Here is a 15903-nt window from a genome sequence, read left to right on the forward strand (position 1 = left end):
TCCACTGTCACAACCAGAATGCTAAAGCTACTGCCTGTGCTGCACGCATGCAATACCTTTCCCCGATACTCATCATTGCTCTGACCGTGTTGCTGACGCCGGTCGCCCGGGCGCCCGTCGTCGCGGGTTAATTCTGGAATTTATCGGCCTGGCACTGTCCAGGGTGTGGAGATGGAGGAGATGGATATGAAAATCGGATGGTTGTTTCCCGTTGCCATTTTTGTGGCGGCGGTGGTTCTGCTGTTGTGGTTTGTCCTGGGCGGGTATGTGCAGCCTGGGCAGTGATCTGGATACCAGATATCAATGTTAAGGAATGAGTAATGGATGAGGTGGATCAGGCTTGCCTGGCCGAAAAGATGAGACTGTCACAACTGCTTCACAGCAGAACCCGGGCGTCGCTGCCGCTGACCGGGCTGTGTCACAATTGTTGGGCCCCCCTGAAGGGCGTGCATTTTTGTGATGCAGACTGTCGGGATGATTATGAAAAGCGACTACAGCCCCATCTGCATCGCTGAAACAGGCGCATTAGCCGGGTTGGCGGTACGGGTTCACTCTCATATGCAGCGCCATGCCTGCGGTTACGAACTCGCCGAAAAAGGGATAGATACGCGGTTAATCCAGGATGACCTGAGGCATCGTAACATTCGCCACACCGTGCACTACACGGCAGGTAATGCAGCCCGCTTTGCACAGACCTGGAAAAAGCAGCGCCTGGAGGCGGTGAGTGAGGAGAATGAGCGATACGGGATGATGCGCGATAGCGTTGCCGGTGTGATGCGAACGATTATTGCTCAGTGCCAGTTTGCACTGAGCGTATTCAGAACGGTACTACTGTTCTGCTATAGCGACACCTGGCGTATTGCGCATCCGGTACTGCTTTACCTGCGACTTAATCAGCAGCGTACCGGTAAGCCCGCACAACGCCGCAAACGTTATCCATGCTCCTGGCATCGCCTTATCCCCCGTAATGTGAATCAGATAGCTGGAGATGGCTGGCGTGAAGCCACCAGACAGCGCGGTGGCAAGGCTGTAGGCCAGTGAGAAGCCGGTTGCCCGTACTTCCGCTGGCATGATTTCGGTCAGACAGACCACCATCGCGCCGTTATAGCTGCCGTACAGGAATGACAACCACAGCTCCGCTTCCAGCAGATGCGCAAACCCCGGATGGGTGACCAGCCAGTGCAGTACCGGCCAGGCGGTCAGCAGCGTCAGTATACTGAATGTCAGCAGCAGGGGCTGGCGTCCGGTTCGGTCGGAGAGTGAACCCATCACCGGCAACCAGAACAGGTTTGATACGCCCACGCACAGTGTGACCAGGAAGCTCGCCCTGTCACTCAGGCCCAGCACGGTTTTACCAAATGTCGGGGTGTAGGCCGTAATGGTATAGAACAGCACCGTGGTGGTGACCACCATCAGCATACCCGCCAGTACCAGCTTCCAGTTCCTGCCAACGGAGCAGACAATGGTTCTCATCGACGGATGCTGTCTGCGCTGGCTGAACGCATCGGTTTCCATCATCATCGTCCGTATCCGGAACAGAAACGGCACCAGAATACAGCCCACCGCGAACGGAATACGCCAGCCCCAGTCAGTGACCTGGGTTTTGTCGAGCGTATGGTTTAGCAGCAGTCCCAGCGTTGCGGCGAATATCACCGCCATTTGCTGGCTGCCGGACTGCCAGCTGACGTAAAAGCCTTTGCGGTTTGCGGGTGCCACTTCCGAGAGATAAACGGATACGCCACCCAGCTCAGCCCCCGCTGAGAAGCCCTGTAGCAAACGCCCGCACAGAATTAACACCGGAGCTGCCGCCCCCAGGGTGCTGTAACCCGGCATACAGGCGATGCTCAGTGTACCGACGGCCATCAGCGCCAGCGTCAGCAGCAGCCCTTTGCGGCGACCATGGCGGTCCACATATGCCCCGAGCACCATTGCCCCCAGCGGGCGCATCAGAAAACCGGCCCCGAAGGTCATCAGCGTCAGCATCAGTGATGTAAAGGGGTTATCGCCGGGAAAGAAGGTGTGGGCGATGGCACTGGCGTAGTAGCCAAATACCATAAAGTCATACATTTCGAGAAAATTGCCGCTGGTCACGCTGAATATGGTCCGGGCACCCTGTGATTTTGCCGGGAGAGGCTGTCGTTCATTCTTCATGTATTCTTGTTCCCTGAAGTAATCATGTGTGCAGTGTCAGGGAGTCAGCCCCCTTCTGAATGTGAGTTGAGTCACCTGAACATGTAAGAGAGGATATATTTTGGTAACCAGTTGTTATCAATAATGAAACAAAAGAGGGCGTGCAGTTACTTTTCAGATTGTCCACCTGTGCCTGGTCCTGCATATTCTGGCCTGTCGCATGCCGGGCACATGCGCTCATGTTGCTCCCGTTTTCAGATATCAGGGCTGGTAATAACAACGGAGACGCGGATATGAAACGGTTAACGGGTGTATTTATGGTGACTGTTGCGCTTTTCAGCGCGGCAGGTATGTCTGCCGATAAAGCGGTGACGGGCTGCTTGTTGGGTGCCGCTGCCGGTGGTGTTGTGGGGAAAGCAACTCACTGAATACAAACGTCGGGCGGCCAGGCTGCCCGGAGGTTTCTGCAAAAATACCCAACTGACAAACTTTTCCGTCAGCAGTGTCCTCGTTATAATTCTTCGCATGAAAAAGAATCACACCGCATTACCTCCCGAAGAATCCCTCGCCGCTCTCGCCCATTTTTCATGGTGTGCGCTGGTGGGCTTGCGAATGGCTCAGCAGGACGGCCAGGCGCTGTCGCCTTTGACCATCCACACCTTTTTAGTACGCTGGCTTGCTGATGTGCAAAAGCAGCGGCGTTTTCCGCGTTCTGTGGCATCCGACATCGACAGCCTGCTCCGACTCGGACGCCAGAAAGGTCCCGCCGCCGGATTGTTAAAGCGGCTGGAATATCTCCACCAGTCCTGCACGGAGCCGCTGGCGAGGCAGTCTGACCTCTTCAGGCTAACGCACGCTATCGAATATCTGCGGGCGCAGGGCTGGGTGAATGCGGTGGTATCTGATGAAGAATGGGTGCCCAGGGTTCTGTTTACTGAATACGCAGGCGAGTCAGCACTACTGGTGAGAAAATCCGAACTGCAGCGCCATTTTACTGAAGAGGGTAAGCAGTCCGCGCCGGTGGATTTTATCGTCGTTGGTGACAGTCGCGTTGTGGGGGATGCGCGGGAGCTGTGTTACACGACGGGTGAGCAACACGCGGGATGGCGTTTGCTGTCACTGTTGCCAGCAGCAGATGCGGGTGTCTCCGAAGAGCAGGCGGCTACCTGTTAACACAGAGGAGATTGACCGTGGGGCGAATTGACTACCAGATCGAGAAGTACCAGTTCTTATGCGCTGATGAAACGCCCCGTCTGACCCGGTAGTGGGCGGATGTGCTGGAAGAGTGTCGCCATCTGAAAGCCGGAGCAGCAGAACGTCTGCGCATTGCCCTGCTGAACGTCGATTACGTTACCAGCTTCGAGCTGCCTTTTCGGCTGCTGTTAATCCGCACGCCCCAGTTGATCGCCGGGCTGCGCGACGAACTACAGCTTAGTCAGAAAGAGGCGCTTTTTAACGGGAAGCGCTTTGGCTGCGTCTGGAGTCTGTGCTCCGATCTCAGTGCGATACCGGACGAGTTTCAGTACCGTATGGTCACTCGCATCCGGCGTCTGGATCCCACTGGTGTAACGGCCTCGCCTTATCAGCAGATTGCGAAAGACGTGAAAGCGCCACGCGAACGCCTCAGGCTGGCGCTGGAAAGCGGGCTACAGGTAACCGCATTCGACGGGCTGTTCTGGTTTGGCATTCAGCGGATCGCCGCCGATGTGCAGCGGTTACGCAAAGCGGGTATGACGATCGCGACCTCCGAAACAGAGGTGTCTGATAATCTCACCGGTACGATCCGCCGGATCCCGGTTTATTCCCTTTCCACGGATCATTGATTCCCAAGCGATATTCCAGACGCTGAGAAATCTCCCCGGGTTCACTCCAGAGATGTCGTTGTGTGGGCAGGACGATGACGTTAAAGCCGTCGTGATAAAGGCTTTCGTGTGATGTGTGTCACAATTAACTGCAATTCACATTTGGTTGCAAAAACATAACGTGATGCCGTAAGTGATAATGGGATTAATTACACCCGAAAATTGCCTGGTTTTTATTCTTTTCAGGATGATGTCAGCCAACGGCAGCTTTATTTGTGCAAGGTATTTATTCGATGTGTTTAATAAAATAAAAGGAAATTTCCATCCTGGTGTAAAATTCCGCACGTATAGCTTAAGACAGCTAAATATTCCGTAAAATTGCTTTTCCTGTTCCCCCTTTCCTAACATCCGCGCTTCTCTAATCATTCTCAAATAACGCGAAGGATGTGCCATGAGTAGCTATCAGTCCGAAATACCCAAAGCGCGAATTAATCTTCAGTTGGATGTACATACCGGAGGCGCACAGAAAAAGCAGGAATTACCCCTGAAAATGGTGGTTGCCGGAGACTTCAGCAATGGCCGGGAAACGGCTCCGCTGTCAGAAAGGAATAAGATCAATATCAATAAGCTGAACATTCAGCAGGTGGTGGCAGAGTTCGCACCTTCCGTCAGCTTCGATGTGAAGCATACACAGGACGGCGAAGAAACGGAAGAGAAGATTAATCTGACGTTCCGCCAGATGAAGGATTTCTCCCCTGAGCACATTGCACGCCAGGTGCCCCGGCTGCAGGCGATGTTAATGATGCGCAATCTGCTGAAAGACCTACGGGCCAATCTGTTAGATGACGCGGGCTTCCGCCGTGAGTTGCTGGACATCCTGCGCAACCCCGCTCTGAGCGACGAACTTCGCGCTGAAATTGCCGCCCTGGCACCACAGGACATCTGATCCCCTATTTTGCACGAGAACACGATTATGTCAGCAGAACAAAATACCGCCGCCGCGACGGCAGACGTCCTGGAGCAGGAGCAGTCTGCCGGGGTCTACGCGTCATTACTCAAAAAAATCAATCTTGCCCCCGTTGACCAGCTCAGCGACATCAGCGCCTGGCGCGATGAAGCCGATATGGCTGAAGCCGGTGCCAGCCAGCGCGTGACCGCCGCTCTGGGTATCTTTCTGGAGCAGCTGCGTCAGTCCGGTACGCAAAAAGTCGATAAGCTGGATAAAGCCCTGCTGGATCAGATGATTGGCGAACTGGATCGCCAGCTCAGCCAGGATCTGGATAAAATCCTCCACCATCCTGAGTTTCAGAAGGTGGAAAGCCTCTGGCGCGGCGTGGAGCACCTGGTCACTAAAGTGGATTTTAGAAAAAATATCCGCGTAGAGTTGCTGGATTTGTCCAAGGACAATTTGCGGGAAGATTTTGAGGATGCGCCGGAAATTATCCAGAGTGGATTATACCAGCACGCGTATTGCTCGGAATATGACCAACCCGGAGGAGAGCCCATTGCGGCGCTGATTTCGGCTTATGAATTTGATGCCTCGTCGCAGGATATTGCCCTGCTGCGTAACATCTCTAAAGTCGCCGCCGCCGCCCATATGCCGTTCATTGGCTCGGTAGGACCGAAGTTCTTCATGAAAAACACGATCGAAGAGGTGGCGGCCATTAAGGACATCACCAACTATTTCGATCGTGCGGAGTATATCAAATGGAAGAGCTTCAGGGAAAGCGAGGATTCTCGCTACATAGGCCTGACGATGCCGCGCGTGCTGGGCCGACTGCCGTATGGCCCGGACACCGTCCCGGTACGCAGCTTCAACTACGTGGAAGAAGTCAAAGGTCCGGACCACGACAAGTACCTGTGGACGAATGCCTCTTTCGCCTTTGCCGCCAACATGGCCCGCAGTTTCGCGAACAACGGCTGGTGTGTGCAGATCCGTGGCCCGCAGGCCGGTGGTGCCGTGGAAGATCTGCCTATCCATCTGTTCGATCTCGGTACCGGCAGTCAGGTCAAAATCCCGTCTGAGATCATGATCTCCGAAACCCGCGAGTTTGATTTTTCAAACCTGGGATTAATTCCGCTAAGTTACTATAAAAACAAGGATTTTGCCTGTTTCTTCTCTGCCAACTCCACGCAGAAACCGGCGCTGTATGACACCCCGGACGCCACGGCCAACAGCCGTATCAACGCCCGCCTGCCCTATATCTTCCTGATGTCGCGGATTGCGCACTACCTGAAGGTGATCCAGCGCGAAAACATCGGCACCACCAAAGATCGTCGCGTGCTGGAGCAGGAGCTGAACCGCTGGCTGAGCGGCCTGGTGACCGAGATGACCGATCCGGGCGATGCGCTGCAGGCTTCGCACCCGCTGCGCGAAGGCAAAGTGGTGGTGGAAGATATTGATGACAACCCGGGCTTCTTCCGCGTGAAACTCTTTGCGGTCCCGCATTTCCAGGTTGAGGGGATGGACGTCAATCTGTCTCTCGTCAGCAAGATGCCGAAAGGCAAAGCATAACGGGTTGATGTCATGAAGATTTTTCGTCCGTTATGGAATGAGGGGGTGTTACTGTCCCCTCAGCAGTTTCAGCAGCAGTCGGCCATGGACGCTTTTATTCGGGCGGGTGTGTCAGCACTGGCATCGCCGTACCCGTGGGGCGTTGAGCGTGCTGAGCTGGATGAACGTCTGCTTTCTTTCGGGCGTATTCAGTTCACTGCGCTGCGTCTCTGGCTGCAGGATGGCACGCTGGTGGATGTGCCGGACATCGATCCGGGGCCGGATGTCCGGGAACTGGACGAACAGGCACTTTCAGGGCGGGATTCGGTAACGGTATTACTGGGATTACCCCTGATGCTGCCGGGGAGGGTGAACGTGCAGACAGAGGGGGCCATGAGCGGTCAGCCGTTGCGCTTTCGTGAAGCGTGGATCCCGGTACCGGATATGTTTGGTCAGGAAGAAGAAACCATTGCGGTCGCCCGTTTAAATCTGTCCATCCGGTATGCGCATGAAGACAATGCGGCATGGCAGACCTGCCCGGTAGCCCGACTGGTGCGGGATAAGCAGGGACACTGGCACAGCGATCCGGATTTTATTCCGCCGCTCGCACTTTTTTCTGCCAGTGCGACGATGTGTGAGCGTCTGTCATTACTGAACCGGCAACTGCGCTCCCGACGGGCCCGGCTGATGTCCATGCGGCGTGAAAGTAACGCCCGTCTGGCTGATTTTGCGGTAGCGGATGTGTCACTGTTCTGGTTGCTCAATGCCCTGAACTCTCATACCCGCGTGCTGACCCGGTATGAACAGAAGCCACAGCGTCAGGCCGAGGTGGTCTGGGCTGAACTGACCCGTCTGGCCGGGAGCATGCTGACGTTCTCGCTGGAGCACGATCCGGATGTGATCCCGGAGTATCACCACGACGATCCGGCGCGAACGTTTCCACCGTTATTTGATCTGATTGCGGAGTTACTGGAAACCAGCCTGCCGTCACGGGTGGTGGTTCTGGAGATGTCACGGCCTGATGACCATACGTGGAAGGCAACGCTGCATGATATTCGTCTGCGCGAAGAGGCGGATTTCTGGCTGTCTGTCCGCTCGGATATTCCGCTCTGGCAACTGGCAGAACAATTCCCCGATCTGTGCAAGGCCGGTAGCCCCGATGATGTGAATACGATATCCAGTGTGGCCCTCGACGGGATCCCGTTAGTTCCGGTTACCCGGGTGCCTGCGGCCCTGCCTGTCCGTATGGAAAATCAGTATTTTGCCCTCGATATGGATAACCCGATGGCCCGCGACATGCTGGAGCAGGGCGTTTGTCTGTTCTACGTCCCGGCGGTGCTGGGCAATGTGGAACTTGAACTGTTTGCGGTGCTGCGTTCATGAGTGGGGTGGATATTGACGAGGTGATGACCAGGACCTGGCTGATTGTCACGATGCTGCGTCATGGTGCGGCGGTCCCGGAAGGCAAAATCCTGTACCAGCGCTGCTGCGGAGAGATTGAGCGGGTTCGAGAGGTGCTGGAAAAAGCGGGGTACGACAGGACCAGCATTGAGCATATTTCATTCGCACAGTGTGCGCTGCTGGATGAAGCGGTGCTGAGGCATCACGCGAGCATACAGGGTGATAATGACATTTCCGGTGACGCGTCACCACGCCCTGAGGCCGTACCGAAAGAATGGAAAGCGGTGCCGCTGCAGAGCCGGTATTTCAGCACCCTGCGGGCCGGAGGCACGCTCTGGCAGCGTATCACGGAAGTGCTGCATCAGCCCGCCCCGGTAGAGGCGGTGCTGACCTGCTATCACCGCGTGCTGGCCTTTGGGTTTCAGGGACTGTACACCCGTAAAGATGAGGATGTGTCTCAGCGGGACGCGGTGCTGAAGGCGCTGGCGGCCCGAGTGCCCCCGTTACCCTCAGATCTTTCTCTGGTGGTGCATCACCGTGCCCGTTATCGCTTCGGGTGGCTTCGTTCCTTCGGATTCTGGCTGGTTATGGCGCTGCTGGTGACCGGGCTTGCCTGGTGGGGCGGCCATCTCTGGCTGCAGTCATTGCTGACGACGCATTTGTCGGGGTTCACCTCCTGATGCCGGTATTGCTGATTTCCCGGATGGCGCTGTCTGCTGCACTTTGCTTTTGCTCGGCGATGTGGTTGCTGTGGGGATTTGTGCCGCTTTCAGTGCTGAGTCGCAGTCTGTTAACCGTACTGACAATGATGGCGGGCATGGGATGGGCGTTTCGTCACAGACAGACGGCGGAGGCGGCAGTACCTGATGATGAATTCGCGGGTATTGACGTGCACGGACCGGTGGTACTGGTCTGCGGCGACGGGGTGGAAGCGATGTTCGCCGGGCAGTCGCTTCGCCGGACATCCACCGGGTGCTGGTTACTGGCCGGGGCACCGGGGACACTGTCAGCTCAGGTCAGTCGCCTGCTCAGACACTCGCCAGCCCTGGCGGGGCGGTTATCGGTAGTGTACTGCTGCCAGCCGGACGGACAGGAAGATGAGGTGACCCTCCGGCTGTCGTTGAAAACCCTGCGCCAGCAGATTAAGCGGATAAAGGATGCGCACACGGTTTTGCTGCCGGTGGTGTTGCAGTGTCGCTTCGCTGGCCCCGACACGCCCTGGTTTATGGTTCAGGGGGCAGAGGTGAATGCCTGTGCAGATGATGGTGAAGTGTATGCCTTCAGTGAATGGCAGCAGCAGGATAATCACCTGGCCTGCATCCCGGTGTTGTCGCAGGCGATGGCGTTTTGCCGGGATATTCTGCTCAGTGAGCTGACACGTCCTGATGACTATTTTCCTGTGGTCTCTCCCCTTGCTGTGGTGCTTCGTCTGAACGCGCAACAGGCTGAAGACACCGCGCTCTGGCAGCGCTGGCTGATACGTGCGGCGGCAGTACGTTACCACGTTACCTCAGCACCTGCCTGCGAAGCCATGACCTTCGTGGATGCGCTGTTGCCGGTGCTTGCCCGCGCATCGTCACCGGTCGGTCATTCAGTTGCCGCGCGTTATACGCTGGCTTTTCTGACGGGCTGCCTGCTGGCTGCTCTGGCATTTTCCACCGTTAACAACGCTCAGTTGATTAACAGCACCCGGGATGTGCTCACCCGGTGGCGTGTACAACCCCCAGCCAGCCGGTCGCAGGTGTTACCTGCTGTGACGCAGCGCAGGCTGCTGCTTGAGCGCTGGCAGCGTCAGGGGGCACCGCTTCGCTACGGGCTGGGCCTGTATGTCGGAGAGCCGCTGCTGCTGGCGCTGCAGCAGGTGACGGATGGTGTGGTACCTGTTGCGCCACAGGTTGCGCAGGTGCCTTCCCGGACATCGGCCACGCCAGCGCAAACGATACGCCTGGATAGCCTGTCGCTGTTTGCGCCGGGCGAGGCTTCCCTGAAATCCGGCTCCACGAAGGTGCTGGTGAATGCGCTGGTCGGTATTAAGGCCAGGCCCGGCTGGCTGATTGTGGTCAGCGGGCATACCGACAACACCGGCAGCCAGCAACTTAACCAGACGCTGTCCCTGAAGCGTGCTGAAGCCGTGCGCGACTGGATGCGCGACACCGGCGGCGTGCCGGAAAGCTGTTTTGCGGTGCAGGGCTACGGGGCAACGCGTCCCCTGCAGACCAATGACACGACGGCGGGCCGGGCGGCCAACCGTCGGGTTGAAATCCGTCTGGTACCGCAGGCCGATGCCTGCCGGATACCGGGCTTAAAACCGGTGCCATCACAGGGTGGTGGCGCTTCTCAACGTAATCAATAAGGAATCAACAACATGGCAATTCCGGTTTATCTGTGGCTGAAGGACGATGGCGGGGCGGACATCAAGGGCTCCGTTGACGTGAAGGACCGCGAGGGCAGCATTGAGGTGGTGGCTCAGGAGCATAATCTGTACATCCCGACCGACAACAACACCGGCAAGCTGACCGGCACCCGTATCCACACCCCGTTTAAATTCACCAAGGAAATCGACGCCTCCAGCCCGTACCTGTACAAGGCGGTGACCACCGGCCAGACCCTGAAATCAGCCGAGTTCAGATGGTACAAAATCAACGATGCCGGTCAGGAAGTGGAGTACTTCAACACCCTGCTGGAAAACGTGAAGGTGGTGAAGGTCAATCCGGTGATGCATGACATCAAGGACCCGACCTACGAGAAGCACAACCACCTGGAGCAGCTTGAACTGCGCTACGAAAAAATCACCTGGACCTACAAGGACGGCAACATCATTCATTCCGATTCCTGGAACGAACGCGCCACCGCGTAACACACCGGCAGGCGGGGTTATCCCTGTCTGCTTTTTTTTTGCTGAACGCCTGTCCGCACGGACGCTCTGCAAAAAACTACAACACAAAAATCTGACCTGATGCGCTTACGGGCTCCTGAACACCAGGACACAGCGAGGGGCGGTAGCGTGCCCGAAGGTCACCGACTGCGAGTAAATAAATATGGAAAATCCTGCCGTACTGCTGCGTCGCCTTAACCCGTTCTGCGCCCGGGCGCTGGAGGATGCGGCCACCCTGTGCCAGACCCGCGCCCATGCGGAAATCCACCCCGAGCACTGGCTGCTCAAACTGCTGGAGCAGGGCGAAGGCGACCTCACCGTGCTGGCCCGCCGCTATGAGTGGGACATGGACACCGTCTGGCAGGACCTGCTGACGTACCTGGACCGTCTGCCCCGGTCGGTGAAAAGCCGCCCGCAGCTGTCCGCGCAGTTTAATGAACTGCTGCGTCAGGCGTGGCTGTGCGCCTCGCTGGCGGGCGAAACGCAGATACGCAGTATTCATCTGCTGATGGCGTTCCGCAGCCATCCGTCGCTGCTGCACTGCGACGGCCTCTGGCCGCTGCTCTCCCTGACCGCCGGACAGATAACGCAGCTGCGACCGCTGCTCGATGTGCACTCCGATGAACGTCCGGAAGAACAGGAGAAAGAATCGGCGCTGATGGCGGGTGACGGCGGCGATACCGGAAACGGTAATGTGGAATTCGTCGGGCGTCCTGTGGGTGCAGATGCGCCCGTAATAAAAGAAGGCAAACCCACCACGGCATTACTGGCAGTTCTGGACCGTTTCACCACCGACGTCACCGCAAAAGCCAGGGACGGTAAAATCGACCCGGTATTTGGCCGTGACAATGAAATCCGCCAGATGGTAGATATTCTCTCCCGTCGGCGCAAGAACAACCCGATTCTGGTGGGCGAGCCGGGCGTCGGCAAGACCGCTCTGGTGGAGGGGCTGGCGCTGCGCATTGCGGAAGGTAACGTCCCGGAGTCGCTCAAGCCGGTTATCCTGCGCACCCTTGACCTCGGCCTGCTGCAGGCGGGGGCCGGTGTCAAAGGCGAGTTCGAACAGCGCCTCAAAAACATCATCGATGCGGTACAACAGTCCCCGTTACCGGTGCTGCTGTTTATCGACGAGGCTCACACCATCATCGGGGCGGGCAATCAGGCGGGCGGGGCCGATGCGGCCAACCTGCTGAAACCGGCGCTGGCCCGGGGCGAGCTGCGCACCATTGCTGCCACCACCTGGAGCGAATACAAACAGTACTTCGAGCGCGACGCTGCGCTGGAGCGCAGGTTCCAGATGGTCAAAGTCGATGAACCGGACGATGACACCGCCTGCCTGATGCTCAGGGGCCTCAAGTCCCGCTACGCGGAGCACCACGGCGTACATATCAGCGATGAGGCGGTCCGTGCAGCGGTTACCCTCTCGCGCCGCTATCTCACCGGACGCCAGTTGCCGGACAAGGCGGTGGACCTGCTGGACACCGCCGCCGCCCGCGTACGCATGAGCCTCGATACGGTCCCGGAAGCCCTCACCCGGCTGGCAGCGCAGGAGAATGCCCTGGTGCTGGAAGAGGAGGCCCTGCTGGAAGACCAGGCGGTGGGGCAGTCAGTATCAGATACCCGGTTAGCGGAGATTGCGCAGCAGACCCGCCAGCTTACCGCCGAACAGCGGACACTGGAAGCTCGCCATCAGAAAGAGAAGTCGCTGGTCACGCAACTGCTGGAAAGCCGCAACGCTCCCGAATCACAACAGCAGACCGCAGAGCTGCAACAACAACTGCACACCCTGCAGGAGAACAGCCCGCTGCTGTGTCCGGACGTCGATGTACGCATGGTGGCGGAAGTCATCGCTGACTGGACCGGTGTTCCTCTATCCTCGCTGCTGAAAGACGAACAGACTGAGTTGCTGCATCTGGAGAACCTGCTGGCTGAACGTGTGGTGGGGCAGGCCGCTGCCCTCGCCGCCATCGCACAGCGTCTGCGGGCGTCGAAAACCGGGCTGACGCCGGAGAACGGCCCGCAGGGCGTGTTCCTGCTGGCAGGCCCCAGCGGCACCGGCAAGACCGAAACTGCCCACGCGCTGGCGGACGTGCTGTACGGCGGTGAAAAATCGCTCATTACCATCAACCTCTCGGAATACCAGGAGCCGCACACCGTCTCGCAGCTCAAGGGTTCCCCGCCGGGCTACGTCGGCTACGGCCTGGGCGGGATTCTGACCGAAGCGGTACGCAAACGCCCTTACTGCGTGGTGCTGCTCGACGAGGTGGAAAAAGCCCACCGGGACGTGATGAACCTGTTCTACCAGGTGTTTGACCGGGGCTTTATGCGCGACGGCGAAGGCCGGGAAATCGATTTTCGCAACACCGTTATCCTGATGACCTCGAACCTCGGCAGCGACCACATCATGCAGCAGCTTACAGAAAATCCGCAGACCACGGACGCCGAACTGCACACGCTGGTCAGACCGCTGCTGCGCGACCACTTCCAGCCCGCGCTGCTGGCGCGTTTTCAGACGGTGCTGTATCGCCCGCTCGGCGAAGCGCCGCTGCGCACCATCGTGGCGATGAAGCTTGAGAAGGTCACCCAACGGCTCGCCCGTCACTACGGCATCACCACCACCCTTGACGAAAGCCTGTATGACGCGCTGGCAGCAGCCTGCCTGTTGCCGGACACCGGGGCGCGCAATATCGACAGCCTGCTCAGCCAGCAGATACTGCCGGTGCTGAGCCAGCAACTGTTGCATCATCTTGCTGCCGGACAGAAGCCGCAGCACCTGACGCTCGGCTGGCATGATGAGGAAGGTATCGTGATGGCGTTTGTGGCCCCGGAAAAAGAGGTGAACCATGAGTGAGATACTGACCGGTCTGGCAGACCTGGCCGCTCAGACGCTTATCAGCCAGTCCCGTTATCGCCTGGACGTGCATGAATGCCCGCATTTTCTGGACGTGCTGTCGTTCAGGGCAGAAGAATCCCTCAGTGCGCCCTGGCATTATCATATCCGGGTGACCTGCGGGGCTGCGGATATTGCCTGCGATGCGCTGTTGCTGAAATTTGCGTCATTTACGTTTCAGGTGCCGGATTTTAACGGCAGGGCCGCCACCCCCTTGCGTACCCTGCACGGCGTGGTGAAGTCTTTCAGACGACTTTCCACCTCGGCGGATGAAACGACGTACCAGCTGACCCTGGTGCCGCGTATTGCACTGCTGCAGTTCACCCGCCAGAGCGCCATTTACCAGAATGTTACCGTGCCGGAGCTGGTGGAGCAGATACTGCGCTCTCACGGTCTGGAAGGCCCGGACTTTGCGTTTCGCCTGACGCTGGACTACCCGGTGCGCGAACTTATCACCCAGTGGCAGGAGACGGACCTGGCGTTTGTGCAGCGCATTCTGGCTGAGGTCGGGATTTTCTGGCGTACGGAGATGGATGAGAAACGCCAGATGGATGTTGTGGTATTCATGGATACCCAGGCGCAGTATCTGTTCGGGACCCGGCTACCATTACGTTCTCCATCGGGGACCAGTGATAACGGCCAGGCGAGCATCTGGGCTGTCCGCACCTCGCATCAGGTGGTAAGCAGCCGCGTGACCACCCGTGATTACAACTACCGGCAGGCGCTGATACCTCAGGACAGCACGGAAAGCCTCAGCGGTGACGACGGTATCACGACAGGCGAGGTCTACCACTATGCGGAGCCTTTTCTGTCGGCTGGCGATACGGCAACCCCGGAGGCCGGGGCGTTTTATGCCCGGCTGCGCCATGAACGGATTCTGAACGCACAGCACCAGGTCACCGGGCGTTCGACCAGCCCGCAGCTGTTACCCGGCCAGGTGCTGGAGAGCGACGTTTCCCTGCCGGAGAGCCTGAAAGAGGGGATGGTCATCACCCGTATTCGCAGTCGTGGCTCCCGACGCAGCAGCTTTATTCTGGACTTTGATGCCATTCCCTACAGTGAAACGGTCTGTTTTCGTCCTCCTCTGGTCGCCCGCCCGGTGGTTGCCGGAACGCTGGTGGCGCGTGTGGAAAGTGAAACCACGGGCGACAGCTATGCCTGGCTGGACCTGCAGGGGCGCTATCGCGTCCGGCTCAACGTGGACCGCAGCGACAGCGGTGCCGGAGAAGCGTACCTCTGGCTGCGGCTCGCGAAGCCGTACGCCGGATATGAATACGGCTGGCACGCCCCGCTGCTGGACGGCACGGAAGTGGCGGTCGCCTTTGATGCAGGCGACCCGGACCGGCCTTATATCGCCAGCGCCCTGCATGATTCAGAGCACCCGGACCCGGTGACGCAGGACAACCATACCCGTAACGTGCTGCGTACCCCGTCCAACAACAAGTTGCGTCTGGAGGACCAGCAGGCGCAGGAGCACATCAAACTGGCGACGGAATATGGCAAGAGCCAGCTGAATATGGGGCATCTGGTCAACGCTGAGCGCCAGGTCCGGGGAACCGGCTTCGAGCTGCGCACCGACGAATACGGTGCCCTTCGTGCGGCACGGGGACTGTTTCTGAGTGCTGACGAGCAGCCAAAAGCGCAGGGTCAGGTGCTGGAGATGAGCGCGGCGGTCGGTCAGATAACGCAGGCAAATAACGAAATGCAGGCGCTGCATGACGCGGCACAGGCGGCTCAGGCGCTGACCTGTGATATCCGGGCCCAGAGAGCGCTGCTCGATGAACGGCTCAAACAGCTGCAGTCAGCGGTACTGCTGGCAAGCGCCCCCCGTGGCGTGGCCTTCACTTCGGGTGAGCATGTACAACTGACGGCCAGCCAGAATGTGATGGTCAACGCCGGTCAGCACCTTGACCTCGGGGCAATGAAAAACGTCTCGGTGGCGGCAGAGACGTCGCTGGGGCTCTTCGCGCATAAAGAGGGTGTGAAACTGATTGCCGGTCAGGGGGATATCGCCATCCAGGCCCAGCACAATACGATGGCGCTCAGCGCGGAGAAGCAGGTCACCATCACCAGTACCGACGATGAAATCATCATCAGCACGCCGAAAACGCTGACGCTGAACGGCGGCGGCTCTTACCTGAAGCTGAGTGAGAATGGCATTGAGCATGGCTCAGAAGGGAAGATGATCATGAAGGTGGCGGAGTATCTGGTTCCTGGCCCGGGAGCGAGTCTTTCTGCAGATACCTCAGAGTTCGGCGTATCCACGCTGACGGAAGTGAAGCATATCGACAGCAAGTCATTTCACGACTGA

12 protein-coding genes and 2 pseudogenes are annotated in these 15903 nt (G+C 58.2%); 13 read left to right on the forward strand and 1 reads right to left on the reverse strand.

The annotated features are described in order from the left end of the window. Nucleotides 1–186: 186 nt before the first annotated feature. The gene (locus tag VF709_RS22355) at nt 187–285 is read left to right on the forward strand and encodes a YoaK family small membrane protein (protein ID WP_332629623.1); all 99 of its coding nucleotides are present in this window, start codon (nt 187–189) and stop codon (nt 283–285) included. A 222-nt stretch (nt 286–507) separates the two neighbouring features. After that, nucleotides 508–714, forward strand: a pseudogene (locus tag VF709_RS22360) (tyrosine-type recombinase/integrase); the annotation flags it as partial. 114 nt (nt 715–828) lie between these two features. Here the strand turns inward: VF709_RS22360 and VF709_RS22365 are convergent. Then, nucleotides 829–2151 carry an MFS transporter gene (locus VF709_RS22365; RefSeq protein WP_440232302.1) on the reverse strand — a complete coding sequence of 441 codons (1323 nt, stop codon included), beginning with the start codon at nt 2149–2151 and terminating at the stop codon, nt 829–831. Nucleotides 2152–2423: 272 nt separating this feature from the next. Between VF709_RS22365 and VF709_RS22370 the strand changes: the two genes are divergently transcribed. From VF709_RS22370 to VF709_RS22420, 11 genes and pseudogenes are all read left to right on the forward strand, one after another. Continuing rightward, the gene (locus tag VF709_RS22370; protein WP_440232303.1) at nt 2424–2558 is read left to right on the forward strand and encodes a hypothetical protein; all 135 of its coding nucleotides are present in this window, start codon (nt 2424–2426) and stop codon (nt 2556–2558) included. A gap of 97 nt (nt 2559–2655) precedes the next feature. Beyond that, nucleotides 2656–3303 carry a DUF2913 family protein gene (locus VF709_RS22375; RefSeq protein ID WP_440232304.1) on the forward strand — a complete coding sequence of 216 codons (648 nt, stop codon included), beginning with the start codon at nt 2656–2658 and terminating at the stop codon, nt 3301–3303. 17 nt (nt 3304–3320) lie between these two features. Then, nucleotides 3321–3953: pseudogene (locus VF709_RS22380) on the forward strand (helix-turn-helix domain-containing protein). Between the two features lie 430 nt (nt 3954–4383). Beyond that, nucleotides 4384–4878, forward strand: coding sequence for a type VI secretion system contractile sheath small subunit (gene tssB / locus VF709_RS22385; protein ID WP_440232305.1), 495 nt, complete (start codon nt 4384–4386; stop codon nt 4876–4878). A gap of 27 nt (nt 4879–4905) precedes the next feature. Beyond that, on the forward strand, nt 4906–6447 hold the full coding sequence (gene tssC / locus VF709_RS22390) for a type VI secretion system contractile sheath large subunit (protein WP_440232306.1): 1542 nt from the start codon (nt 4906–4908) through the stop codon (nt 6445–6447). Between the two features lie 12 nt (nt 6448–6459). Then, a complete protein-coding gene (gene tssK / locus VF709_RS22395; protein ID WP_373226635.1) occupies nt 6460–7809 on the forward strand; it encodes a type VI secretion system baseplate subunit TssK in 1350 nt (449 codons plus the stop codon). Beyond that, complete coding sequence (gene tssL / locus VF709_RS22400) at nt 7806–8507, forward strand: type VI secretion system protein TssL, short form (protein WP_440232307.1); 702 nt, start codon at nt 7806–7808, stop codon at nt 8505–8507. The genes tssK and tssL overlap by 4 nt, the downstream gene beginning before the upstream one ends. Next, nucleotides 8444–10180, forward strand: a complete 1737-nt coding sequence (locus VF709_RS22405) for an OmpA family protein (protein WP_440232308.1) — start codon at nt 8444–8446, stop codon at nt 10178–10180. The genes tssL and VF709_RS22405 overlap by 64 nt, the downstream gene beginning before the upstream one ends. 12 nt (nt 10181–10192) lie before the next feature. After that, nucleotides 10193–10684, forward strand: coding sequence for an Hcp family type VI secretion system effector (locus VF709_RS22410; RefSeq protein WP_373226632.1), 492 nt, complete (start codon nt 10193–10195; stop codon nt 10682–10684). 181 nt (nt 10685–10865) lie between these two features. Then, complete coding sequence (gene tssH / locus VF709_RS22415) at nt 10866–13553, forward strand: type VI secretion system ATPase TssH (protein ID WP_440232309.1); 2688 nt, start codon at nt 10866–10868, stop codon at nt 13551–13553. Next, nucleotides 13546–15903 (forward strand): type VI secretion system Vgr family protein, encoded by a 2358-nt coding sequence (locus VF709_RS22420; protein WP_440232310.1) that lies wholly within the window; start codon nt 13546–13548, stop codon nt 15901–15903. The genes tssH and VF709_RS22420 overlap by 8 nt, the downstream gene beginning before the upstream one ends.

This window comes from Enterobacter sp. Lyrl_3 (assembly GCF_051948675.1).
In the GTDB taxonomy this organism is placed as follows: Bacteria; Pseudomonadota; Gammaproteobacteria; order Enterobacterales; family Enterobacteriaceae; genus Enterobacter; species Enterobacter cloacae.